General features: G+C 74.8%; 17 protein-coding genes and 2 pseudogenes. 12 read left to right on the top strand and 7 right to left on the bottom strand.

Features of this window, described 5'->3' with window-relative positions; translation table 11 throughout:
- Nucleotides 1-310: pseudogene (locus IF99_RS34935) on the top strand (MerR family transcriptional regulator); the annotation flags it as partial.
- Nucleotides 311-1,011: 701 nt separating this feature from the next.
- On the opposite strand, the gene IF99_RS0117060 reads toward IF99_RS34935, so the two are convergent.
- Entirely contained in the window at nt 1,012-1,383 is a 372-nt protein-coding gene (locus IF99_RS0117060) for a VOC family protein (protein ID WP_030997368.1), read from the bottom strand.
- 278 nt (nt 1,384-1,661) lie between these two features.
- Between IF99_RS0117060 and IF99_RS0117055 the strand changes: the two genes are divergently transcribed.
- The gene (locus IF99_RS0117055; protein ID WP_030997367.1) at nt 1,662-3,533 is read left to right on the top strand and encodes a transketolase; all 1,872 of its coding nucleotides are present in this window, start codon (nt 1,662-1,664) and stop codon (nt 3,531-3,533) included.
- Between the two features lie 167 nt (nt 3,534-3,700).
- Here IF99_RS0117055 and IF99_RS0117050 read toward each other — a convergent pair whose 3' ends face one another.
- Nucleotides 3,701-4,531 (bottom strand): methyltransferase domain-containing protein, encoded by an 831-nt coding sequence (locus IF99_RS0117050; RefSeq protein ID WP_030997366.1) that lies wholly within the window; start codon nt 4,529-4,531, stop codon nt 3,701-3,703.
- A 118-nt stretch (nt 4,532-4,649) separates the two neighbouring features.
- Nucleotides 4,650-6,137 (bottom strand): bifunctional phosphatase PAP2/diacylglycerol kinase family protein, encoded by a 1,488-nt coding sequence (locus tag IF99_RS0117045; RefSeq protein ID WP_030997365.1) that lies wholly within the window; start codon nt 6,135-6,137, stop codon nt 4,650-4,652.
- Between the two features lie 103 nt (nt 6,138-6,240).
- Here IF99_RS0117045 and IF99_RS0117040 point away from each other — a divergent pair, with 103 nt between their 5' ends.
- The 3 genes from IF99_RS0117040 to IF99_RS0117030 all read left to right on the top strand — a co-directional run bounded on the left by IF99_RS0117040 (nt 6,241) and on the right by IF99_RS0117030 (nt 10,936).
- A complete protein-coding gene (locus IF99_RS0117040) occupies nt 6,241-7,860 on the top strand; it encodes an ABC-F family ATP-binding cassette domain-containing protein (RefSeq protein ID WP_030997364.1) in 1,620 nt (539 codons plus the stop codon).
- Between the two features lie 636 nt (nt 7,861-8,496).
- The gene (locus tag IF99_RS0117035; RefSeq protein ID WP_037827061.1) at nt 8,497-9,555 is read left to right on the top strand and encodes an MBL fold metallo-hydrolase; all 1,059 of its coding nucleotides are present in this window, start codon (nt 8,497-8,499) and stop codon (nt 9,553-9,555) included.
- A gap of 61 nt (nt 9,556-9,616) precedes the next feature.
- Complete coding sequence (locus IF99_RS0117030) at nt 9,617-10,936, top strand: hypothetical protein (RefSeq protein ID WP_030997362.1); 1,320 nt, start codon at nt 9,617-9,619, stop codon at nt 10,934-10,936.
- Between the two features lie 52 nt (nt 10,937-10,988).
- On the opposite strand, the gene IF99_RS0117025 is transcribed toward IF99_RS0117030, so the two are convergent.
- A complete protein-coding gene (locus tag IF99_RS0117025) occupies nt 10,989-11,741 on the bottom strand; it encodes a VTT domain-containing protein (RefSeq protein ID WP_030997361.1) in 753 nt (250 codons plus the stop codon).
- Nucleotides 11,738-12,508 (bottom strand): MBL fold metallo-hydrolase, encoded by a 771-nt coding sequence (locus tag IF99_RS0117020; protein WP_030997360.1) that lies wholly within the window; start codon nt 12,506-12,508, stop codon nt 11,738-11,740. The genes IF99_RS0117025 and IF99_RS0117020 overlap by 4 nt, the downstream gene beginning before the upstream one ends.
- A gap of 167 nt (nt 12,509-12,675) precedes the next feature.
- On the opposite strand from IF99_RS0117020, the gene IF99_RS0117015 reads away from it, so the two are divergent.
- From IF99_RS0117015 to IF99_RS32390, 5 genes and pseudogenes are all read left to right on the top strand, one after another.
- Complete coding sequence (locus IF99_RS0117015; RefSeq protein WP_030997359.1) at nt 12,676-13,080, top strand: hypothetical protein; 405 nt, start codon at nt 12,676-12,678, stop codon at nt 13,078-13,080.
- Nucleotides 13,081-13,337: 257 nt separating this feature from the next.
- Nucleotides 13,338-15,461 (top strand): phage holin family protein, encoded by a 2,124-nt coding sequence (locus IF99_RS0117010; protein ID WP_030997358.1) that lies wholly within the window; start codon nt 13,338-13,340, stop codon nt 15,459-15,461.
- Between the two features lie 101 nt (nt 15,462-15,562).
- Nucleotides 15,563-15,988, top strand: coding sequence for an OsmC family peroxiredoxin (locus tag IF99_RS0117005; RefSeq protein ID WP_030997357.1), 426 nt, complete (start codon nt 15,563-15,565; stop codon nt 15,986-15,988).
- A 178-nt stretch (nt 15,989-16,166) separates the two neighbouring features.
- Entirely contained in the window at nt 16,167-19,616 is a 3,450-nt protein-coding gene (locus IF99_RS0117000) for a phosphodiester glycosidase family protein (RefSeq protein ID WP_030997356.1), read from the top strand.
- Between the two features lie 103 nt (nt 19,617-19,719).
- A pseudogene (locus IF99_RS32390) lies at nt 19,720-20,112 on the top strand (DUF4396 domain-containing protein); the annotation flags it as partial.
- Between the two features lie 36 nt (nt 20,113-20,148).
- Here the strand turns inward: IF99_RS32390 and IF99_RS0116990 are convergent.
- A complete protein-coding gene (locus IF99_RS0116990) occupies nt 20,149-21,378 on the bottom strand; it encodes a chitinase (RefSeq protein WP_030997354.1) in 1,230 nt (409 codons plus the stop codon).
- 224 nt (nt 21,379-21,602) lie between these two features.
- On the opposite strand from IF99_RS0116990, the gene IF99_RS0116985 reads away from it, so the two are divergent.
- Both IF99_RS0116985 and IF99_RS0116980 read left to right on the top strand, forming a co-directional pair.
- Nucleotides 21,603-21,917 (top strand): 4a-hydroxytetrahydrobiopterin dehydratase, encoded by a 315-nt coding sequence (locus IF99_RS0116985; protein WP_030997353.1) that lies wholly within the window; start codon nt 21,603-21,605, stop codon nt 21,915-21,917.
- A 2-nt stretch (nt 21,918-21,919) separates the two neighbouring features.
- The gene (locus IF99_RS0116980; RefSeq protein ID WP_030997352.1) at nt 21,920-22,636 is read left to right on the top strand and encodes a class I SAM-dependent DNA methyltransferase; all 717 of its coding nucleotides are present in this window, start codon (nt 21,920-21,922) and stop codon (nt 22,634-22,636) included.
- A gap of 106 nt (nt 22,637-22,742) precedes the next feature.
- Here IF99_RS0116980 and IF99_RS0116975 read toward each other — a convergent pair whose 3' ends face one another.
- Nucleotides 22,743-23,579: an aldo/keto reductase gene (locus tag IF99_RS0116975; protein ID WP_030997351.1), complete on the bottom strand. Its 837-nt coding sequence runs from the start codon at nt 23,577-23,579 to the stop codon at nt 22,743-22,745.
- Nucleotides 23,580-23,773: the final 194 nt, after the last annotated feature.

Here is a 23,773-nt window from a genome sequence, read left to right as displayed (position 1 = left end):
GGAGAGTGGCGCCGTGTTGGTGGGTGGTGCGGGTGCGGGTGCCGGGGTGGTGGGCGGAGGGGACGCTGGTGTCGGGGCGGTCGGCGGCACGGGGGAGGGGGACGGTGCGGTGGGAAAACGTGTTGTCGCGCTGCTCGTCGAGGGGCTCGCGCCCGGGAGCGCGGGGGCGGCGGCGCGACGGCGGATCGCTCAGGCGCTGGCGGAGATCCCGGGCGACGCCGCGACGCGGGTCCTTGTCGGGCTCACGCGGGACGAGGACCGGGGGGTGGCGGTCACGGCGGCGTACGGGGTGGGGCGGCGGGGGGAGTGAGGGGGATGACCGGTCGGGGAGGAGCGGGGCCCTTGGCCGCCGGGGGCGGCGACGGGGTGACCGGGGACATGGAGTGCGGAGGCGGCGACGGGGAGGCAGGCCTCTCGCGCCAGGGGCAGGGGGCAGGGGGCTGCTCCACCGGGCCCGACGTGAGCGTCGAGCGGACAGCCCTCTCCCGCCCGGATGCGGCTCCCGAGGCCCGCAGCGAGTGGTGAGCGGACATCCCCCTCCCGCCCGGGGGGCGACCCCTATACCAGTCTCCCAAACCCCCACCCCCGCCCCCCGACCTCCCGCGACATCTGTGGATAACTTCGCCGAACCCGCTCAACCCCTCACCGGAACGAGTGAGAGGGTGCGCGCGTTCACGGAAGTTATCCACAGCCGCGACGAGGTGGGCGAGCGCCCGCTCATGCCCGCCGACGAACTACCGTCCGTCTCGCCGGCCGCGACGAGGCAGACGAGCGCCCGCTCACCCCGCCGACGGACTACCGTCCGCCCCGGCCACACCGGAGGACCGCCGCCCGTCTCGCCTCCCGCCGCCCGTCCCACCCCGCCGAGGGCGAGCAGCGCCACCCCTCCCCTCCCGTCGAGGGCTCACTCCCCGTCTCGCCACGGCCGAGGGGGAGCCGTGCCGCCCCTCGCGCCCCGCCCGAGGGGGAGCCGCACAGCCCCTCGCCCCCGCCCGAGGACTCGCCGCCCCCTCACCCCGCCGAGGGCTCGCCCCCCGCCCCGCCCCGGTCCGCGTACTCGAAAATGCTTCCGTCCTGGTGCAGCGCCACCAACGTGCGCCCCGCAGGTGAGCCGATCGGCCCGGCCAGCACGCGCCCGCCCGAGGCCAGCAGCGCGACCGCCGCCTCCTCCACGTCGGGAACGGCCAGCGTCGCCCGCACCTGCCGCAGCACCTCGATCTCGGCCGCCGGGCCGCTCATCAGCAGGAAGCAGCCCACGGCGGCCACCGAGACGTTCCCGCGGTCGAAACGCTCGGCGGGCCTGCCGACGAGCCGTTCGTAGAACGGGACGGTGCGGTCCAGGTCGTCGACACAGACACGGAGCGTGGTACCCAGAATCTCCATGGGCCTGAGCCTAGTTGGCCCGCCCGCGCGAGGTGATCGTTTCCGGCCGCGAAGCGCTCCGCCGGGCCCCGGCCGGCTCGCCGCGCTCGGTGTTCCGCGTCGCTTTCCCGGCCGAGGGGCGCTCGCCGTGCGCGATGGCGCCGCCCTTTCCATACTGGGGGAATTGGGGGAAACGGCCCCGGACACACGTTTGCCCGTCGTACCCCCGGGGACTCGAAGAGCCGCGCTCGTGCACGACTCGTGCACCCCGCGTACGAAAGCGTACGAAAGGAGTCACCATGCCGAGTGAAACCGGCACTGCCACGCCGCTCGACCCGGAGAACCTCGACGCCCTCGCGGAACTGGGTCAGCAGTTGCGGGTGGACTCGGTGCGCGCGACCGACGCCGCGGGGTCCGGGCACGCGACCTCGTCGATGTCCGCGGCGGACCTCGTCGCCGTGCTTTTCGCCCGGCACCTGCGCTACGACTTCGACGCCCCCGACCTGGCGACGAACGACCGCTTCGTGCTCTCCAAGGGCCACGCCTCACCGGTCCTCTACGCGGCCTTCAAGGCGGCCGGTGCGGTCAGCGACGCCGAACTGCTCACGTTCCGCAAGGAGGACAGCCGTCTCGACGGCCACCCCACCCCGCGCATCCCCTGGGTCGACGTCGCGACGGGCTCGCTCGGCCAGGGCCTCCCAGTCGGCGTGGGCCTCGCGCTCACCGCCCGTGACCTGGACCGCACCGACAGCAGGGTGTGGGTCCTGTGCGGGGACAGCGAGATCGCCGAGGGCTCCGTGTGGGAGGCGGCCGAGGCCGCGGGCGCCGCCCACCTCGACCACCTCACCGCGATCATCGATGTCAACCGCCTCGGCCAGCGCGGCCCCACGCGCCACGGCCACGACCTCGACTCCTACGCCCGCCGCTTCAGCGCCTTCGGCTGGCACACCATCGAGATCGACGGGCACGACGTCCACGAGATCGACGCCGCCTACCGCGAGGCCGAGTCCACACGCGGCGAGCCCACCGTGATCCTCGCCCGCACCATCAAGGGGCAGGGCGTCCGCGCCTCCGCCGACCACGAGGGCCTGCACGGCAAGCCGCTGAAGGACCCCGAGGGTGCCATCGCCGAACTCGGCGGCGTACGCGACATCCGGGTCTCCGTGCAGAAGCCGAAGGACTCCGCCGGGCAGCGCAATCCCGCCCCCGCCGCGCCCGCCCTGCCGCGCTGGGACAAGGGCGGCGACGAGGTCGCGACGCGCGACGCCTTCGGCAAGGCGCTCACCGCGCTCGGTACCGCCCGCCGCGACGTCGTCGTCCTCGACGGCGAGGTCGGCGACTCGACCCGCGCCGAGTTCTTCGCCAAGGAGCACCCCGAGCGGTACTTCGAGATGTACATCGCCGAGCAGCAGATGGTCGGCGCGGCCGTGGGTATGGCGGCGCGCGGGTGGCGGCCTTTCGCCGCGAGCTTCGCCGCCTTCCTCACCCGCGCCCACGACTTCATCCGCATGGCGGCCGTCAGCCAGGTCAGCCTCGCGCTGTGCGGCTCGCACTCCGGCGTCGCGATCGGCGAGGACGGACCCTCGCAGATGGGCGTCGAAGACCTCGCGATGATGCGTTCCGTGCACGGTTCGACGGTCCTCTACCCGGCCGACGCCAACGCCGCCGCGCACCTGACCGCCGCGATGGCCGACATCGAGGGCATCTCGTACCTGCGCACCACGCGCGGCGCCAGCCCGGTCCTCTACGGGCCCGACGAGGAGTTCCCGGTCGGCGGCTCCAAGACGCTCCGCTCGGGCAGTGAGGACCAGCTCACCGTCGTCGCCGCCGGCCAGACCCTCCACGAGGCCCTGGCCGCCGCCGACCGGCTCGCCGCCGAGGGCATCGCCGTACGGGTCATCGACCTCTACTCGGTCAAGCCCGTGGACCGCGAGACGCTGTGGAAGGCCGCCGAGGAGACCGGCTGCCTGCTCACCGTCGAGGACCACCACCCCGAGGGCGGCATCGGCGACGCCGTCGCGTCCGCCTTCGACGACGGCCGCCCCGCGCCGCGCCTGGTCCGCCTCGCGGTCCGCAACATGCCGGGCTCGGCGACCCCCGCCCAGAGCCTTGCGGCGGCGGGCATCGACGCGGACGCGATCACGGCGTCGGTGCGGATGCTCGTGAACTGAGGTCGTCGCGCGGGGCGCGGGGGCGGCACGGGAACGCGGCCGCCACCGCCCCGCCCCCGGGCCCGGACCGCTCGCCCGAGGACCGGACCGCCTGCCCCTCCCGCTCTCCGCGCCCCCGCCCGGACGGGTCCGCCCTCAGCGCCGCGCCGGCCGCCCCGGTCCCCGCCTCAGACCCGGCACAAGATCTCCCCGTGCAGCACCCCGAACCACGCGTCCGGGCTCCGGCCCCACTCCCGCCACGCCGCCGAGATCGCTTCCAGCCCGGCGGCGTCGGTGTGCCCGCCGCTCGTCGCGCGCTCCGCGTACGCCGAGGCCAGGGTGCGGTCCGCCCACAGGCCGCTCCACCACGCCACCTCGTCCGGCGCCGCGTAGCACCACGTGTCCGCCGTCGAGGTGACGTCGGTGAAGCCCGCCTCGTGCGCCCAGGCACGCAGCCGCCGTCCCGCGTCCGGCTCCCCGCCGTTGCCGCGCGCCACCCGCTCGTACACATCGAGCCAGTCGTCGAGCCCCGGCACCTCGGGGTACCACGTCATCGCCGCGTAGTCCGCGTCCCGTACCGCGACGAAGCCGCCCGGCTTCACGACCCGTCGCAGCTCCCGCAGGACGCCCACCGGATCGCCCACGTGCTGGAGGACCTGGTGCGCGTGCGCGACACAGAAGGTGTCGTCCGGGTACGCGAGCGCGTGCCCGTCCCCGGTCGTGAAGTCCACGTTGCCGAGCCCGCGCCGCTCCGCTTCGGCCGCGGCCTTCGCGAGCACCTCCTTTGAGGAGTCGATCCCGGTGACCCGGCCCTGCGGGACGAGCGCGGCGAGGTCGGCGGTGATCGTGCCGGGACCGCAGCCCAGGTCGAGGACGCGCATGTGCGGCTTGAGGTGCGGCAGCAGGTAGGCCGCCGAGTTCTCGGCGGTGCGCCACCTGTGCGAGCGCAGTACCGACTCGTGGTGGCCGTGCGTGTAGACGGCGGTTTCGGCGGTGGGCGTCTCAGCGGTTTCCGGCATGGCGGAACTCCTTCGGTCCCGGAGGATTCGGTGCGTTCACGCTACGCCGCATGTCGGTGAGTGAGACGGGCGTCTTGTGATACGAGACACGTTCCCTTCCGGGACCGCCGGGCCGCCCTCAGACCTCTATCGGCCGGTACACCGTCAACGCCTCGTGCAGCTTGTCCAGTTCGACCACGCTTCCCGCCTCCGCCACCTCGCCGTCGTGCGCCAGCGGCGTCCCCGGCTCGATGCCCGTGACACGGAGGCGGTGCAGACGACGGGCGGCGTGGAAGGGGGAACGGGTCAGGGGGCCCGCGAGGGCCGCGCCGAGCAGGCGGGCGGAGGGCCGGCCCCCGGCGCGTACCGTCCGGACGTCCAGGAGCCCGTCGGCCAGGTCCGTGCGGCGGCCCGCCGTGAGCCCGGGACGGCCGTACAGGCCGTTGCCGGCGAAGAGGAGCCACAGCGGTTCGCGGTGGCCGCCGATGTCCGCGAGGAGCGGGCGGTCGCGGCGCAGGACGTGCACGGCCGCCGCGACGTCGGCGAGCCGCCCGCCGAGCTTCCCCGACCACTTCTCGCGCTCCTGGACCAGCTCCGGGTACACGCCGAGGCTGAAGGTGTTGAGGAAGAGCCCTGAAACCCAGCCGCCCTCCGCCTCGCGGCACTCGGTGCGCCAGCGCCCCACGTCCACAAGGACCGCCTCACCCAGCTCCACGGCCCGGTAGGCGTCGCGCACATCCTCTATCCCCAGGTCGTACGCGAAGTGGTTGAGCGTCCCGCCGGGCAGGACGACGAGCGGGAGCTTGTGCCGCAGCGCGACCCCGGCGGCCGTGTTGACCGAACCGTCGCCGCCGCTGATCCCGAGCGCCTTCGCCCGCTTCGCGGCCTTCTCCAGCTCGTCCGCGAGCGCCGGGCCCTCGCACTCCACGACCTCCGCCTCGGGCAGCGCGTCGCGCAGGCTCCGTACGCGGTCGGGCGAGCCGGCGCGCGTGTTCACCACGACGACGAGCCCCGCCCCGCGCGGCAGCCGGGGCGCGCCCACCGTGAGGCGCGCGGGCAGCGGCATCTGGGAGCGTGTGGGCACCAGGCCCCGTACGGCGAGTGCCGCGCCGACACCGAGCGCGGCGCCCGCGAGGACGTCGCTCGGGTAGTGGACCCCGGTGTAGACGCGCGAGGCGGCGACGGAGAAGGCGACGGGGGCGACGAGCGCGCCGAGCGCCCGCGACTCCAGCGCCACCCCGGCGGCGAAGGCCGCGGCGGAGGCCGCGTGCCCCGAGGGGAACGAGGTCGTGACGGGCTGGCGCTTGAGCTGCCGTACGAGCGGCACCGCGTCGCGCAGCGGCCGGGCGCGGCGCACCGCGCGCTTGCCGATCGTGTTGACGGTCGCCGAGGCGAGCCCCAGCGAGACGAGGCCGCGCACGGCGGCGCGGCGGGCGCGCGGCGAGCGCGTCGCGTAGAGCCCGGCGCCCGCCGCGAACCACAGCACGCCGTGGTTGGCGGACCGGCTCAGCCGGGGGAGCACCTGCTCGGCGCCGGGCCAGCGGTGGCTCGCGGCGATGCGGAAGACGGTCGAGTCGAGCGAGGTGAGCCGGTCCCGCCAGGGCGATGAGGTGACGTCTGCGGTCATGGCGCACACGTACCCCGGCCGCCCCGCCTCACCCCTGACGACCTGCGCGCGGTGACCGAAATGGGTTTGCCCGGCACCCGGACGGACGCGGACAATGCCCGGCATGGGACATCTCGAAGCAGGGCACGTGGAGTACTTCCTTCCCGACGGGAGGCCGCTGCTCGGGGACGTGTCGTTCCGTATCGGCGAGGGCGTCGTCGCCGCGCTCGTGGGTCCCAACGGCGCGGGCAAGACGACGCTCCTGCGCCTGCTCTCCGGTGAACTCCAGCCGCACGGCGGCGCGGTCACGTCGAGCGGCGGCCTCGGCGTCATGCCGCAGTTCGTCGGCTCCGTCCGCGACGAGTCCACCGTGCGCGACCTGCTCGTCTCCGTGGCGCAGCCCCGGATCCGCGCGGCCGCGCGCGCCGTCGACAAGGCCGAGCACGCGATCATGACCGTCGACGACGAGGCCGCCCAGCTCGCCTACGCGCAGGCCCTGTCCGACTGGGCGGAGGCGCGGGGCTACGAGGCCGAGACCCTGTGGGACGTGTGCACGGTCGCGGCTCTCGGCATCCCGTACGAGCAGGCCCAGTGGCGTCAGGTGCGCACGCTCTCGGGCGGCGAGCAGAAGCGGCTCGTGCTCGAAGCGCTCCTGCGGGGTCCGGACGCCGTCCTCCTCCTCGACGAGCCGGACAACTACCTGGACGTCCCGGGCAAGCGGTGGCTGGAGGAACAGCTCGAACAGACCCGCAAGACCGTCCTCTTCGTGAGCCACGACCGCGAGCTCCTCAGCCGCTCGGCGCAGCGCATCATCAGCGTCGAGCCCGGCCCGGACGGCGCCGAGGTGTGGACGCACGGCACCGGTTTCGCGACCTACCACGAGGCGCGCAAGGAGCGCTTCGAGCGGTACGAGGAGCTGCGGCGCCGCTGGGACGAGAAGCACGCGCAGCTCAAGAAACTCGTCCTGGACATGCGCCAGTACGCCAAGAACAGCGACGCGATGGCCTCGCGCTACGCGGCGGCGCAGACGCGGCTGCGCAAGTTCGAGGAGGCGGGCCCGCCACCCGAGCCGCCGCGCAAGCAGGAGATCACGATGCGGCTGCGCGGCGGGCGCACCGGGGTGCGCTCCGTGACGTGCGAGAAGCTCGAACTCACGGGCCTCATGAAGCCCTTCGACCTGGAGGTGTTCTTCGGCGAGCGCGTCGCGGTGCTCGGCTCCAACGGCTCGGGCAAATCGCACTTCCTGCGCCTCCTCGCGGGCGAGGACGTCGCGCACACGGGCACCTGGAAGCTCGGCGCCCGCGTCGTCCCCGGGCACTTCGCCCAGACCCACGCGCACCCCGAGCTGGAGGGCCGCACGCCCCTCGACATCCTGTGGACCGAGCACGCGAAGGACCGGGGCGCCGCGATGTCGCGGCTGCGCCGCTACGAGCTGACGGGCCAGGCGGAACAGCGCTACGAACGCCTCTCCGGCGGCCAGCAGGCCCGTTTCCAGATCCTCCTGCTCGAACTGGAGGGCGCGACCGCGCTCCTCCTCGACGAGCCGACGGACAACCTGGACCTGGAGAGCGCCGAAGCACTCCAGGAGGGCCTGGAAGCCTTCGAGGGCACGGTCCTCGCCGTCACGCACGACCGCTGGTTCGCGCGCGCCTTCGACCGCTACCTCGTCTTCGGCGAGGACGGCCGCGTCCGCGAGACGCCCGAGCCGGTGTGGGACGAACGACGGGTGGCACGGGCCCGGTGAGATGACCGACCGCCGGGCTCGGGCGGTCCCGGCCGCTCCGGGCGGTCCGGCGGTGCGGCCCCCTCGGCGAGGCGGGACCTCGGCCCCTTCCGCCGGGCCCTCGCCCCGCGCGGCGCACGCGACAGCGACGCTCTCGCAGCGGATCTCGGCGCGCGCCCACCCTTCCCCGTGCGGACGGCCACCCCTTCGCGCCCGCACCCTGACCGGGGGCTGCTCGGCCCCTCGCCCGCCGCACGCGAGGAGGCGCTCACCGCTCCGGACCCCCTCGCGTTGCCGGACCCGCGCCGGGCGCCGAGCATGTTCGAAGCCGTCCCGCACGCGCCCTCGCCGGGGCGGAGCCGCCGCACGCCCCGGAGCCGGGGCACCGGCAGGACGGCACGGGAACGGGCACAGGCACGGACGCGGGAACCGGCACGGGCACCCGCGCCGTGAAGGGAGCGGAATGGACATGGGCCCCCGCGCGAGGTCGGCCGTGAGGTGCGGGGAGAGCGTGCCGCGTACCGGAGGGGTGCCGGGGGCGGGCCGTCCCGACGACGTGGCGCGAGCGGGCGCGGCGGCCCGGTGCTCCGCCGGGACGGGGCCGGGGCGCTCGGCACACGGGGCCGGGGCGCCGGCCGCGGAGCGCGGGGGCCGCGCATGAGCCCCGCGCCGCCGCGCCCCTCGCCATCGCAGGGCCGCCCGGCGGACCCCCCGGCGCCCGCGCCCCGGCCGCTCGGCGAGCGGCGCGTCTGGCCACGGGACTTCAGCGACCGTCTCAGTGCCCCGCTGCCCGGGCTCAGGGCGTACGCGCGTCTGCTCCGCGAGGGAGCGGTACGGCCCGGGCGCGAGGGGCTCGTGGACGTGCCGCGCATTCCGTGCGCGCCCGCCCCGCCGCCGGTGCCACGCCCCGGTGAGCTGGCCGTCACGTGGGCCGGGCACGCGAGCTTCGTCGTGCGGATCGGCGGGCTCACCGTGCTCACGGACCCCGTGTGGTCGCGGCGCATCCTCGGCACGCCCGCTCGCGTCACCCCCGTGGGCGTGCCCTGGGCCTCGCTCGGGCGGGTCGACGCGGTCGTCCTGAGCCACAACCACTACGACCACCTCGACGCCCCCACGCTGCGCCGCCTGCCCCGGAGCACCCCCGTCTTCTGCCCCGCCGGGCTCGCCCCGTGGTTCAGGCGGCGCCGCTTCACGCGGGTCACCGAGCTGGACTGGTGGGAGGCCGCCGTCCTGGACGGCGTCCGCTTCGACTGCGTACCGGCCCACCACTGGTCCAAGCGCGGGCTCGCCGACACCTGCCGCAGCCTGTGGTGCGGCTGGGTCCTCACCGCCCCCGACGAGGGCCCGCGCCTCTACTTCGCGGGCGACACGGGCTACGGCCCCGCCTTCGCCGACATCGGCCGCCGCCTGCCCGGCATCGACCTCGCGCTCCTCCCGGTCGGCGCCTACGATCCGCGCTGGTGCCTGGGGGACGTGCACTGCGACCCCGAGGAGGCGGTACGCGCGGCCGGCGACCTCGGTGCGGCCCGGATGGTCCCCATGCACTGGGGAACCTTCCTGCTCTCCTCCGAGCCCGTGCTCGAACCCCTCCTGCGCACCCGCGCCGCCTGGCACGCGGCCGGGCGGCCCCGCGAGGACCTGTGGGACCTGCCGGTGGGCGCCTCGCGCGTCCTGGAGCGCGGGCGACGCCCGGAGGAGGACACCCGCACAAGGTGAGCCGCCGCAGCGGTCGTTACGCTTTCGTAGCCTCGCGCCCGTACAACCGTGTGAAGACCCCGTGAGTCCCCTGTGTGTACCACGAGGACAGGGGAAGACCATCAATACCGCACGCCGTACGACTCTGGCTGTCGCCACCTCCGCCGCGCTGGCCCTCACCGGGCTCGCCGCCTGCGGCACCGTCGAGAACCTGAGCGCCGCGCAGAAGATCCGGAAGGCCACCGACAAGCTGGGCGAACAGCGCTCGCTCTCCGTCGAGTTCGGGCTCGACGCCGACCCCGGGGTGCTGCGGCGCGCGAGCGAGTCGGACGACCCGGAGGGCGCGCTCTCGCCCACGGCCGCCAAGGCGGTCGGCAAGCTGCGGGTCTCCTTCTCCGTGGAGGCGTCCAAGCCGCTCGCCAAGGCCGGGGAGAAGGACATCGAGGCCGTCGCCTTCTCGGTCGGCTCGGGCAAGGGCTCCGAACTGCTCGACGTGCGGATGGTCGACAAGACCCTCTACCTGAGGGCCGACCTCGACACGTTCGGCAAGACCTTCGACACGCCCATACCCGGTGCCGACGAGCTGCCCCCGGGGATGGGTGGCCTCAAGGACCTGTTCGCGGGCGAGTGGGTCAAGACGGACACCGCCACGCTGGAGGAGCTGGGGGCCGGCAAGGACGCCTCGGGGAAGAACTCCGGCGCCGACACCCTGGACAGCGAGACGCAGCGAAAGCTCAGGACCGACCTCAAGAGCATCCTCGCGCGCCGCGTCACCTTCACCGACAAGGGTGAGAAGGACGGCACCGACCACATCCTCGCCGAGGCCCCGGCCCGCGCCCTGCTGACCGACGTCTTCGGCGCGATCAAGGGCCTCTCCGACAAGATCCCCGCGTGGCGTGCCATGCCCACGGAGAAGGACCTCAAGGACGTCCCGAACAGCAAGCTCGGCGTCGACTTCGCGCTCAAGGACGGCACCCTCTCCGGGATCACCTTCGACGCCACCCAGCTCGCCGAGCCGGGCGACCCGGTCAAGAAGGGCGACAAGTTCGACGTCGTCCTGCGCTTCGACCAGCCCGGGAGGATCACGGCCCCCGCCGGGGCGAAGGAGCTGCCCAAGGGCACCGCCGACGCGCCCTTCGGCATCGACCCGGAGGCCCTGCTGGGCGGCGCCGCCGGGGGCTCGCCGTCGCAGGCGGACCTCGGCGCGGACGGCCCGCTCGACGAGGACGGTCTCCGGAACGACCCGGTCTTCCGCGAGGAGTTCGAGAAGCAGCTCCGCAAGGAGATGGACAAGCAGTTCGGGGCCGACTGGGAGAACGGCCCGATGGGCGACGAGATCGAGAAGCAGATCCAGGAGCAGCTGAAGCTCCAGTCCGGCGACGAGCCGGCCGCCAAGAGCTGAGGGCCCGCCAGGCGGGGGGCGGCCCGGGCGGTGAAGCCCCGGGCCGTCCCGCTCAGGCCCGCGCCCGCCCCTCCTCCGCCTCCCCCGTTCCCGGCCCGCCCTCGTCCTCCGCCTTCCGCTCCCCGCGCAACCGCCGCCACACCGGCGGCACCCCGCTGACCAGCAGTGTGAGCACGACCGCGGCGAGGACGCCCTGCCACGGCTCGGGGAAGAGGGAGCCGCCCAGGACACCGATGAGCTGGTAGGTCAGTGCCCAGGCGAGGCACGCCGGGGCGTTGCCGCGCACGAAGACGCGCAGCGGCATCTCCGCCATGAGGCACGCGAGCATGACCGGGATACGGCCGCCGGGCACGAGCCGCGACAGGACGAGCAGCGGGACACGGCGGTGCTCCAGGCCGCGCCGGGCCTGCGCCAGGCGGTCCGCCGGCGCCCGGTCGCGCAGGGCGTCGAGCCAGCGCGAGCCGTTCTTCGAGCGCATCCCGCGCTGCCCGAGCCAGTACAGGGCCACGTCCCCGAGGAATGCGGCGAGCCCGGCGGTCACGAAGACCAGGAGCAGGTCGAAGGGGTTGTGGTGGAGGGCGACCACCGACGTCGAGCTGACGAGCACGCCGGTGGGGATCACGGGGACGAGCGCGCCGAGCAGCACGAGGAGGAAGAGCGAGGGATAGCCCACCGCCTGCTGCGTCACCCCCGGCACCTTGTCCGCGACGCGCGCCGCCGCCTGCGAGAGCGCTCGCGCGCCCTCCCAGGCCGCGCCCCGCGCGTTCTCCGCGGCCAGGCCCCAGCCCGCCCCGCGCCCGGTCACCGCGCCACCCGCGGGCGCACGCTCTCGCCGTGCCCCAGCAGGTGCACCGCGACCTCGGGCGCGAGCTGTGCCGCCCGCCGTACGAAGTCGACGCCGGGGGAGTGGAACTCGTGCGGGCGCACCGCGTCGAGTCCGATCGGCCAGTACGTGCCGAAGTGCACGGGGACGGCGGCGCTCGGTCGCAGAGCGCTCAGCGCCTGCGCGGCCCGCTCCGGGTCGAGGTGCTCGTGCCCGAGCCCGGGCCCCCAGCCGCCCACCGGGAGCAGCGCGACGTCGACGGGGCCCGTCTCGTGCGCCATCCCGGAGAACAGCCCCGTGTCCCCGGCGAAGTAGGTACGGGCCGTGCCGCTGATGACGTACCCGAGCGCGGGCGCCCGGCGCGGGCCCACCGGGAAGCGCCGCCCGTCGTGCCGGGCGGGGACCGCGCGGATGTCGAGCCCGCCGATCCGCCGCTTGTCACCGGGGGCGACCTCGACGAGTTCGAGCCGCGCGAGCCGCCGCCCGAGCCCCCGCACCGCGCGCAGCGCGCCGCGCGGCAGCAGCACCACCGTGCCCGGCGCGAGGCGCGCGAGCGAGGGCACGTGCAGGTGATCGCTGTGCAGGTGCGAGACGAGGACCCCGTCCGCGCGCAGCGCGACCGGCGCGGGCAGCGCCCCCTGACGGCGGCGCAGGTGGGCGAGGCGCCGCACGAGCACCGGGTCGGTGAGGAGCCGTGTCCCCGCGTCCTCCACGGTGCAGGTCGCATGTCCCCACCAGGTGATCTCCACCGTCGCCGCTCCTCCTCGCCACCGCCGCGGGCCACTTCGCCGTCCGCGGGTTCCCGCTGAGCCTAAGGGCTCCAGTAGAGTCGGCCCTCATGCGGATACGTGCCCGTCCGGGCACTGTCCGTCGCGGAGGCCGGGCCACCGGCCCCGGAGCGGAACGGGGGAGTGCTGTGAACGGGCACCGCGCGGTGGCGATCGCCGCCCTCGTACCCCTGGAAGAACTCGATACGCAGCCGTACCTGGTCGACATCCGCAGCCAGTTCGCCCACTGCGCGCAGTGGGCCGCCGAGCACGGGCACACCCTCGTGCGGGAAGTGCTCGCGCACGGGCTCCCGCCCTCGCACGAGGCGCTGTGGGACCCGGTTGCCCGCGGTGAGGTGGACCTCTTCGTCGCCGCGGAGGCCGCGGCGCTCGCCGTGGCCATGCGCCCCGTGGAGGAGTTCCGGGCCCTGTGCGAGCTGCGGGGCGTCCCGCTCGCGTTCGCCGCGCTCCCCGAGCCCCGCTACGACGCCGCCCACAAGGCCCGCATCCACCGCAGGCTCTCCATGCCGACCGCCGGCTACGACGGCCGCTGACCCCGGCGGACGCTGCCGTTGAACCCCGGCGGACGCTGCCGCCGCCCCCTGGGGGCGCGGTGGGCCGACCGGGGCGCGGCGGGTGAACCCCCGGGCCGTGCGCGGGCGTCCTTCCGGGGCGGGGGCGGCTCCGTACCACCCCCCGCGGCCCGCGCCAGGCGCCGCCACCGGCAGGACCGGGCGCAAGGGGCGGTGTGCGAAGGTGGGGGGACGGTTCGCGGGCATTCCGCGCGGGCCGCGTGAGGAAAAGGTGAGCGGTGAACGAGGAGAGGTGGCGCGGGGCCGGGAGCGCCGTGTTGCGGATGTTCGCGGTCTGGGGGGTGAGCACCCTGACGATGCTGGCCCTCGCGGGGCTGCTGCCGGACTTCAAGCTCCAGTCGGCCGACGGGGACAGCGCGACGCGGATAGCCGTCACGGCCGCGCTCGGTGCCGGGGCCTTCGGGCTGCTCGGTGCCCTCGTGTGGCCGCTGCTCGTGCGCACGCTGCTGCTCGTGCCCGCCTTCGTCCTCGCGGTGCTCGTCTTCTTCCTCAACGGCTCGCTCCTCCTCCTCGCGCTGCGGCTCGTCCCGGTGAACAGGGGCGAGGTCAACCCCGAGACCGCCGTCGTGGTCGCCGCCGTCATGTCGGCCGTCGCCTCCGCGACCGGTGGCGCGCTCGCGGTACGGGACGACAACGCCTACCGGCGCCGCCTCCACCGCCTCGCCTACCGCCGCTACGGCCGTCCCAGCGGCACCCCCGCCCCGCCGGGCACCGTCTTCCTCCAGCTCGACGGCCTCGGCCACGACGTCCTCATGGACGCGGTCGGCAAGGGCGTCATGCCGACCGTCGCCGGTCTCCTCGGCGGCCTCCCGAGCCACCGCGTCACGCCGTGGCGCACCGACTGGTCGAGCCAGACGGGCGCGAGCCAGCTCGGCATCCTGCACGGCAGCAACTTCGACGTCCCCGCCTTCCGCTGGTACGAGAAGGAGACCCGCGAGGTCATCGTCTCGAACCGCCCGGCGAGCGCCGCCGAGCTGCAGCGCCGGGCCGTCGAGCGCACCGGCGACCCGGGCCTGCTGAGCCTGGACGGTGCCAGCCGCGGCAACCTCTTCGGCGGCGGAGCGGACCAGCTCGCGCTCGTCCTGTCCGTCGCGGTGCGGCGCGGCAAGGAGACCCGCTCGCGCGCCGGGTACTTCGCCTACTTCAGCGACCCCGCGAACGCGGTGCGCACGGTCCTGTCCTTCCTCGCCGAGGTCGGCCGCGAGATGTGCCAGTCGACCCGCGCCAGGCTGCGCCGCGAACGCCCCCGCATGGGGCGCGGCGGCCTCTACCCCTTCGTCCGCGCCTTCGCGACGGTCGTCGAGCGGGACGTCGTCGTCGCGGCCGTCATGGGCGACCTGCTCGCGGGCCGCACCGCCATCTACGCCGATCTCGTCGCCTACGACGAGGTCGCGCACCACTCGGGGCCGCGCAGCCGCGACGCCGAGCAGATCCTGCGCCGCCTCGACCGCTCCCTCGCGCTCGTCCTCAAGGTCGCCGAACTCGCCCCGCGCCCCTACCGGGTCGTCCTCCTGTCCGACCACGGCCAGAGCCCGGGCGAGACCTTCCGGATGCGGTACGGGCTCAGCCTCGGCGAGCTGGTCAGGGCGGGCTGCGGCCTGCCCGTGCCGCGCAAGGTGCGCCGTACGCACTCGGGCAACGAGGCCCGCGCCGCGGTACGCGCCGCGCTGCACCGCCCCGTCGAGGAACGCGCCGAGGAGCACCACGCCTCGCCGCGCCGCTCCGAGCCCGTCGTCCTCGCCTCGGGCAACCTCGGCCTCGTCTCCTTCCCCGACGTCCCGCACCGCATGACCCGGCAGGAGATCGAGCGCCGCCACCCCGCGCTGCTCTCGACCCTCGCGCACCACCCGGGGATCGGCTTCCTGCTCGTACGGGACGAGGAGCACGGCGGGGTCGTGCTCGGCGCGTACGGGGCCGAGGTGCGCCTCAAGGACCTCGGGGAGCACCCGACGGCCGAGGAGCTGGGCCCGCTGGCCCCCTTCGGGCCGGGCGCGGCCGAGGCCGTGCGGCGCACCGACACCTTCCCGCACTGCGCGGACATCATGGTCAACTCCTGGTACGACCCGGAGACCGGCGAAGTCCTCGCCTTCGAGGAGCAGATCGGCTCGCACGGCGGGCTCGGCGGCGACCAGTCCCGGCCCTTCCTGCTCTCGCCGCTCGCGCTGAGCGCTCCCGTCGCCGAGGGCGCGGAACTCGTCGGCGCGGAGCGGGTGCACGACGTCCTGCGACGCTGGCTGCGCGAGAGCGACGGCCCGCGGGTCCCGCTGCCGAGCCGCCCCGCCGAGGCCGCTGCCGCACCCGTGCCGGTGCCGCCAACTCCGCCCGGCGCGGGCCGAATGTGATCGTATAGGCCACGGCCCGCCCCCGCCGGGGCGGACCGGCCCCGCCCGGGGGCCCTCGCCCGCGAGAGCCCCGGGGCCCTCGCTCGCGAAAGGACCGCACCGTGGCCACCATCCGTTCCGCGCACACCGTCTGGGAAGGCGACCTGCTCAAGGGCAGCGGCACCGTCACGCTCGACTCCTCCGGCATCGGCTCGACCCCCGTCTCCTGGGCCTCGCGCGCCGAGGAGCCGAACGGGAAGACCAGCCCGGAGGAGCTCATCGCCGCCGCGCACTCCTCGTGCTTCTCGATGGCGCTCTCCAACGGCCTCACCCAGGCCGGGCACGCGCCGACCCGCCTCATCACCTCGGCGGACGTCACCTTCCAGCCCGGCACGGGCATCACCGGCATCCACCTCACCGTCGAGGGCACCGTGCCCGGCATCGACGAGGCGGCCTTCACCGCCGCCGCCGAGGACGCCAAGGCGAACTGCCCGGTGAGCCAGGCCCTGACCGGCACCACCATCACCCTCTCGGCGAAGCTCTGCTGAACGGGCCTCACCCGCACGCCGCGCCCGGTCCCGGCCGCCCCCTTCGCAGCGGGCAGCCGGGACCGCCGCGTCACGCGCTGTTCAATGGTGCGTCCTCTGGCATCCCTGGTGCGCGGGAGCCGGACGGGTCAAGGTGGGGTGCGGCCCCATCCCCGGGGCCCTCCCGAGGAGGAGTTACGTGCCCCCACGCCCGACCCGCTCCAGACCCCTCAGCGTCCTCGCCCTGACGCTCGCTCTCCTCGGCACCGGCGCCGGTCTCGACAGCGCGTACGCGGCACAGCCCGCGCCCGCCGAGGCCCCGCCCGCCGGCGCCGGACCCGCCGCCCCGCCCGCCGCGAGCACGCTCGCCGCCCCGGGCGCGCCCGCTCCGCGCACCTACCCGGAGGGCGACGGGCTGGAGACCGCCCGCACGAGCCGCCCGCTCGCGCCGGGAGCCTCCCTCACCTCGTACGACCGCCTGGAGAGCGACAAGTGGCTGCGCGTCCACGAGGTCTCCGCGGACCTCGGCGCCTCCGTGCGCGCCCAGTACCTCAGCTCGGCGAAGGGCGTCTCCGCGCGCGAGCCCGTTTCCGCGCTCGCCGCAGGACAGGACCCGGGCAAGGGGCGGCGCACGGTCGCCGCTTTCAACGGCGACTTCTTCGACATCAACGAGACGGGCGCCCCCGAGGGCTCCGGGCTGCACGCGGGCTCGCTCCTCAACTCGCCGCAGCCGTCCCACACCCACGCGATCGGCTTCGACGCCGCGCAGGCGGGCCGCGTCCTCGACCTCTACTTCGACGGCACCCTGACGCTCCCTTCCGGTGACCGCCCGCTCGCCGCGCTCAACGCGGCCGACGTGCCCGGCGACGGCATCGGCGCCTACACGGCGGCGTGGGGCGAGGCCGACCGCGCCCTCACCGTCAACAGCGCCGCCGACAGCGCCGAGGTGACGGTCGTCAAGGGCCGTACGACGGACACCGCGCACCGGCCGGGCAAGGGCCGCCTGCCCGCCGGGGCGACCGTCCTCGTCGGCGCGGGCAAGGGCGCCGAGGCGCTGCGCGCACTGTCCGAGGGTGCGCCCGTGAGCTGGAGCTACCACCCGCGCACGGGCGACGGCTCCGCGCCGCCGCGCGAGGCGATCGGCGCCAACGAGTACCTCGTGACGGACGGCAGGCCCGTCGACCACACGGGTGAGGGCAACGACACGGCCGCGCCGCGCACCGCCGTGGGCTTCAGCCGCGACGGCCGCAGGCTGCACGTCGTCACCGTCGACGGCCGCCAGGCCGACAGCGGCGGCGTCACGCTCACCGAACTCGGCCTGATGCTGAAGAAGGCGGGCGCCTACAACGCCGTCAACCTCGACGGCGGCGGCTCCTCGACGCTCCTCACCCGCACCCCCGGCACCGACACGCTGCACCTCGGCAACCAGCCCTCCGACGGCGCCGAACGCCCCGTCCCGAACGGCCTCGTGCTCACCGCGCCGGACGGCTCCGGCCGCCTCACGGGCTACTGGGTGAGCACCGCGATGGACCCGCTCGGCGCCCCGACCGCCGACCCCGTCGCCGGCGGCCACCCCGACCGCGTGTTCCCGGGACTGCACCGCCGCCTGACCGCCGAGGGCCACGACGAGACGTACGGGCCCGCCAAGGGGACGCCCGTGTGGACGGTACGGGGCGGGGGCACCGTCGACCGCGACGGGCGCTACACCGCGCCCCGCGCGAGGGGCACCGCCGAGATCACCGCCCGCAGGGGCGGCGCGAAGGGCACCACGAAGCTCACCGTCCTCGGCCCCCTCGACCGGATCGAGACCGGCACCCGGCGCCTCTCGCTCCCCGACGCGACGGCGAGCGCCCGCTTCGGCGTCACCGGGCTCGACGCCGCGGGCCGCAGCGCCCCGGTCGAGCCCTCCGACGTCCGGCTCACCTACGACCCGGAACTCTTCACGATCACGGCCGACGCGGACGGCTTCACCGTCACGGCACGCGCGGAGGGCGCCGCCGGAACGGTCACCGCGACGGTCGCGGGGCACTCCACGGCCCTCGCCGTCTCCGCCGGGCTCACGGACCAGGCCCTCACCGGCTTCGACGACGCGGGCGACTGGACGTTCAGCCAGGCCCGCGCCGCCGGTTCGCTCGCCGCCGTCGCGGACAGCCACGACGGCACCGGACTGCGCATGACGTACGACTTCACGCGGTCGACCGCGACCCGCGCCGCGTACGCGACGCCTCCCACCACCCTCCCCGTCCCCGGCCAGCCGCAGGCGTTCACGCTGTGGCTCAAGGGCGACGGCCACGGCGCCTGGGCGACGCTCCACCTCAAGGACGCCACAGGGACGGACCAGTTGCTGCGCGGCCCGTACCTCGACTGGACCGGGTGGAAGAAGGTGACCTTCCCCGTCCCGCAGTCCGTCGCGTACCCCGTCTCCGTCGCCCGCTTCTACCTCGCCGAGACCGACGCGACGAAGCAGTACGAGGGCGAGGTCGAACTCGACGGCCTCACCGCGCAGGTGCCACCCGCCGTGGACCTCCCGGAGAGCGCCCGCCCCCACGACCCGCTGATCACGACCGCGCGCGACGTGCGGGGCAAGGACTGGCGGTTCGCCGTCATGTCCGACGCGCAGTTCGTCGCCAGGGACCCCGAGGGCGAGAACGCCGTGCAGGCGCGGCGCACACTGCGCGAGATCAGGGCCGCGAAGCCGGACTTCCTCGTCATCGACGGGGACCTCGTCGACGAGGGCTCGCCCGAGGACCTGGCCTTCGCGCACCGGATGCTGGACGAGGAACTGGGCGATGCCGTGCCCTGGCACTACGTCCCCGGCAACCACGAGGTGATGGGTGGCTCGATCGGCAACTTCACCGAGGAGTTCGGCGCGGCGGAGCAGACCTTCGACCACAAGGGCACCCGCTTCCTGACCCTCGACACCTCCCGGCTGGGGCTGCGCCTCTCCGGCTTCCCGCAGGTCGCGAGGCTCCGCGCCGCGCTCGACGCCGCCGCGAAGGACAGGACCGTCGACTCGGTCGTCGTCGTCGCGCACGTACCGCCGCGCGACCCGACCCCGCAGAAGGGCAGCCAGCTCGGCGACCGCAAGGAGGCCGCGCTCGTCGAGTCGTGGCTCGCGGACTTCCGGCGCACGAGCGGCAAGGGCGTCGCGTACGTGGCCGGGCACGTCGGCACCTTCGACGCCTCGCACGCCGAGGGGGTCCCGTACCTGGTCAACGGCAACTCGGGGAAGAACCCCGCGACGCCCGCCGACGAAGGCGGCTTCACCGGCTGGAGCCTCCTCGGCGTCGATCGCGCGGCGCGGCCCGGGGCCGCGCTGCCCGAGGGCTGGCTCGGCGTCCAGACGCGCCCGCACACCGACACCCTGCGCCTCGCCGCGCCCGCCCGCCTCGCGCCCGGCACGGACGCGGCCGTCACCGCGCGCCTCACCCAGGGCACGCGCGCGGTGCCGCTCGGCTGGCCGGTCAGCGCCGACTGGTCCGCATCCCGGGGCCTGCACCTCGGCCCGGCCCGCACGGCCGGGCCGCGCGACACCGCCGCGTACGACCCCGCGACAGGGCGGCTCACGGCCCTGCGGCCGGGGACCGTCACGCTGGCGGTGACGGTCTCGGGGGTCCGTGCGGAGGCCCGGGTCACCGTGAAGCGCTGAGCGCGCACCGCTCGCCATACCCCCCTGGGGAAATACCCCAGGGGGGTATGGTGTTCCCTGTCGTGGAAGCCGCTCCGGACGACGCACGAGAAGGGGGAGAACGATGGACCACGCGCACCACGAAGGCCCGCACGCCCCGCACGAGGGCCCCGCCGGCTGGTCCGGCACACCCTGGTCCCTGGCCGCGCAGGCCACTCTGCACTGCCTCACGGGGTGTGCCATCGGCGAGATCCTCGGCATGGTGATCGGGACCGCCGCCGGGCTCCACAACGGCGGGACCGTCGTCCTGTCGATCGTCCTCGCCTTCGCCTTCGGTTACGCGCTCACGATGCGCGGCGTCCTGCGCGCCGGACTGAGCCCGCGCGCCGCCCTCAAGGTCGCGCTCGCCGCCGACACGGTCTCGATCGCCGTCATGGAACTGATCGACAACACCGCGATGGTCGCGGTCCCGGGCGCGATGGACGCGGGCCTCGCCGACGCCCTCTTCTGGCTCTCCCCCGTTAGCCGCCGCGTCGCCCTGCTCAGGCCGCGCTCAGCAGGGCCCGTCGTCCTGCCACACACCCCACTCGCCCGTCGTGCCGGGCTTCTCGTTCGTCGTCCACCACTTCGCCTCCCACGTGTGCCCGTCCTGGGTGACCTTGTCGCCCTTGACGTACACGGCGCCGGCGCTCCAGGCGCCCGCGGTGCACTGGCCCGTACCGGGGTCGGTGGGCGGGTCGCTCGGGTCGGTCGGCGGGTTCGTGGGCGGGGTCGCGCCCGCGAACTTCACGGAGAACTTGGCGAAGTCCCACGCGGACTGCGGCACGCTGCTGCACGTGCCGCTCGTCCTGCCGCCGTTGTCGGCGGGGCTGCACTGCCGGTCGCGGTTGAGGGACCAGAAGGTGAAGCGGGCCATGCCGTGCGCGGTCGTGTAGTCCAGGACCGTCTGGAAGTCGGCCTGGCTGAAGTACTCGCCGGTGTCACTGCGGCCGTTCATGCCCGAGAAGCCCTCGTGCGCGTACGCCGTCGCCTCGCTCCACCCGAAGGTCGAGCGCAGCACGCCGTTGAAGGCGGTGAGCGCCGCGGTCTGCGAGGCCGCTCCGTTGAAGCCGCCGTCGAACGGCATGATCGAGAAGTTGTCGGGCGTGAAGCCCTGCGCCTTCGCCTCGTTGAGCATCTGCTTGCCGAACCAGCCGGTGCCGTCCGCCGTACCGGCCGTCGTCACCGACACGTACAGCCCCGGGTTGTTCTTCTGGAGGATCTTCGCCGCGCCGATCTCGCGCGCGATCGCCGCCGTGTTCTCGTACTCGGGCTCCTCCAGGTCGAAGTCGATGGCCTTGAGCTGGTACTTCGTGATGACCTGCTGGTACGCCGCCGCGGTCGACGCGGCATCCGAACAGGTCTGTCCCAGCTTGGTGCCGCCGTAGCCGCCGATCGAGACGGACACGTCGCCGCCCTTGGCGCGGATCGCGCTGATGACGGAGCCGACGGCGGTGTCCGAGGAGACCGGCGCGGTGCCGCCCCAGGTCGGGCTGCACCCGCCGCCGTCGGGCGCGAGGACGAACGCGAGCTGGAACGCCTTGAGCCTGGAGGCGTCCATGATCGCGGTGGCGCTGGGCGGGTCGTTGTCGAGCGGCATGAGATAGGGCGCGGCGGCGTACCACCGCTTGTCCAGGGTCGCGCTCTCGGCGCCGGAGGCCGAGGTGGGCAGCAGCGCGGTGAGTCCGGCGGCGGCGAGCGCGGAGGCGGCGGCGCCGCCCAGAAGGGCACGAAGACGTCTCACGGGGATCTCCCAGGGGGTGAAGAGGCGCCTCACTGTCCCGCCGGGTGCCGCACACGTCAATGGATTGGACTAGACCAAAAGAAAGTCTTGACCCGGGCCCCCGAACGGCCCGGCTCACCCGGCGGCCCCGCGTGCCCGCCCGCCCGCGCGCGCGGACCGGCCGGTAACCTGAGCCGGCATCAACCGGCCCGTCCCCGGCCGCACGTACCTCCCGAGGAGCAGCCTTGCCCGCCGCCGCCCGCCCGCTGCCCGCCGCCGAGATCGGCACCGCCCTCGCCACCCTGCCCGGCTGGAGCAGCGAGGACGACCGCCTCACCCGCCTCTACCGGCTCCCCAACCACCTCGCCGCGGCCGCCTTCGTCCTCCACATCGCCTCCGTCCAGGAGGACATGGACCACCACGCCGACCTCACCCTCGGCTACAACACCGTCGAGGTGGCCACCCACACCCACAGCGCGGGCGGGAAGATCACCGCGCTCGACGTCACCCTCGCGCGCCGTGTCGAGGACCTCTCCGCCGCCCACGGGGTACGGGGCTGAGGATGCTCGACCACGAGGACGAGGCCGCCCGTCGCGATGAGAGCGGAGGCGGGCTCCCGCGCGCCCGCGCCGCCGCGCAGGCGCTCGCGGGACTCCTGCCCCGCCGCACCCGTACCGTCGTCGACCTCGCCTGCGGCACCGGGATCGTCGGTGGCTGCTTGCGCGAGGCCGGGTACACCGTGCTCGGCGTGGACCTCTCGGCCGGGACGCCCCGCACCGCGGCCGGACGCCTGGACGCGGCCGTGCGCGCCGACGCGCGCGCTCTGCCGCTCGCCTCGGGCAGCGCCGAGGCGGTCACCGCCGTGTGGCTCCTCGACCGCGTCGACGACGCCGCGCCCCTCGTCGCCGAGGTCGCCCGCGTCCTGCGACCCGGCGGGCTGTTCGTGACGACCGTCGACAAGTCGGCCGCGCAGGCGCGCGGCAGCGACATGGACGCGCTGCTCGACCCCTACCGCCCCGTCGAACTCCCGGACGGCGCGGGCCGGGTGACCGCGCTCGCCGCCGCGCACGATCTGCGCCCGCACGGCTCGGCCCGCTTCACCGGGCACGGCCAGGGCCGCAGCCCCCGCGAGGTCGCCGCCCGCGTGCGCGAGGGCGGCCCGTACGCGGCGGGCGGCGAGGACCTGGCCCGCCGCCTCGAAGCGCTGCCCCGCCCGGACGAGCCGCGCCAGGACCCGGCGTACACCCTGCTCGCCCTGCGGAAGCGCAACCGGGGATGAGACGCGCGGCCCCACCCGGCGGAGCGGGACTTCTTCCCGTGTGACGGAGGGGACGCCCGGCGTGCGCCGCGCGTCCCCTCCGTGTCGCCTTCCCCGGGAAACGGGGTCAGTTCACCTCGTCCGGGTGGCTGCCGAGCCGGTGCTCCTCGTTGAGGGCGCGGATCGCCGCCATGTCCTCCTCGTCCAGCTCGAAGGAGAACACGTCGATGTTCTCCTTGATGCGGGAGGGGGTCACGGACTTGGGGATGACCACGTTGCCGAGCTGGACGTGCCAGCGCAGCACGACCTGCGCCGGGGTGCGGCCGTGCTTCTGGGCGATCGCCACGAGCGCGGGCACCTCCAGGAGGCCCTTGCCCTGGCCCAGCGGCGACCACGCCTCGGTCGCGATGCCCTGCTCGCCGTGGAAGGCGCGCGACTCACTCTGCTGGAGATGCGGGTGCAGCTCGATCTGGTTGACCGCGGGGATCACCGAGGTCTCCTCAAGCAGCCGCCGCAGGTGCGCGGGCGTGAAGTTCGAGACGCCTATCGCGCGGGTGCGGCCGTCGGCGAGAAGCTTCTCGAAGGCGCGCCACGTGTCGACGTAGCGGTCCTTCGACGGGCACGGCCAGTGGATCAGGTACAGGTCCACGTAGTCGAGACCGAGCTTGTCGAGCGAGGCGTCGAAGGCACGCAGCGTCGTGTCGTACCCCTGCTCCTCGTTCCACAGCTTCGTCGTCACGAACAGCTCCTCGCGGGGGAGCCCGGAGGCCGCGAGGGCCTTGCCCGTACCGCGTTCGTTGCCGTAGATCGCGGCCGTGTCGATCGAGCGGTAGCCCGCGTCGAGCGCGAGCCCGACGGCGGTCGTCGCCTCCTCGTCGGGCACTTGCCACACACCGAAGCCGAGCTGCGGCATCTCGACGCCGTTGTTCAGGACGATCGGGGGAACCACCTTGTGCGCACTCACTGCTTCTGTTGATCCTTAAGCGTTCACAGGCCGGTACGGGGACGGGCCGGCACCGCGCCGTCCGCCCCGACCGGCCCTGCCGGACGTACTCACCGACCTTAACGACGCGCGCGCGGGCACGTGTTCCCGGGGCGGCGGGCACGGTGTCCCCCCGGAGCGGAGTGCGGGCTGCTCCCGGGGCGGAGTGCGCGCTG

It is taken from the genome of Streptomyces sp. NRRL F-5630 (assembly GCF_000719475.1).
In the GTDB taxonomy this organism is placed as follows: domain Bacteria; phylum Actinomycetota; class Actinomycetes; order Streptomycetales; family Streptomycetaceae; genus Streptomyces.
The sequence above is the reverse complement of the archived record's forward strand: the minus strand, read 5'-3'. Positions and strand labels throughout refer to the sequence as shown.

Coding starts and splice junctions, on each gene's coding strand:
- IF99_RS0117060 (WP_030997368.1), bottom strand. CDS start 1,383: ATGGAGATTCTGGGTACCACGCTCCGTGTCTGTGTCGACGACCTGGAC.
- IF99_RS0117055 (WP_030997367.1), top strand. CDS start 1,662: ATGCCGAGTGAAACCGGCACTGCCACGCCGCTCGACCCGGAGAACCTC.
- IF99_RS0117050 (WP_030997366.1), bottom strand. CDS start 4,531: ATGCCGGAAACCGCTGAGACGCCCACCGCCGAAACCGCCGTCTACACG.
- IF99_RS0117045 (WP_030997365.1), bottom strand. CDS start 6,137: ATGACCGCAGACGTCACCTCATCGCCCTGGCGGGACCGGCTCACCTCG.
- IF99_RS0117040 (WP_030997364.1), top strand. CDS start 6,241: ATGGGACATCTCGAAGCAGGGCACGTGGAGTACTTCCTTCCCGACGGG.
- IF99_RS0117035 (WP_037827061.1), top strand. CDS start 8,497: ATGAGCCCCGCGCCGCCGCGCCCCTCGCCATCGCAGGGCCGCCCGGCG.
- IF99_RS0116980 (WP_030997352.1), top strand. CDS start 21,920: ATGCTCGACCACGAGGACGAGGCCGCCCGTCGCGATGAGAGCGGAGGC.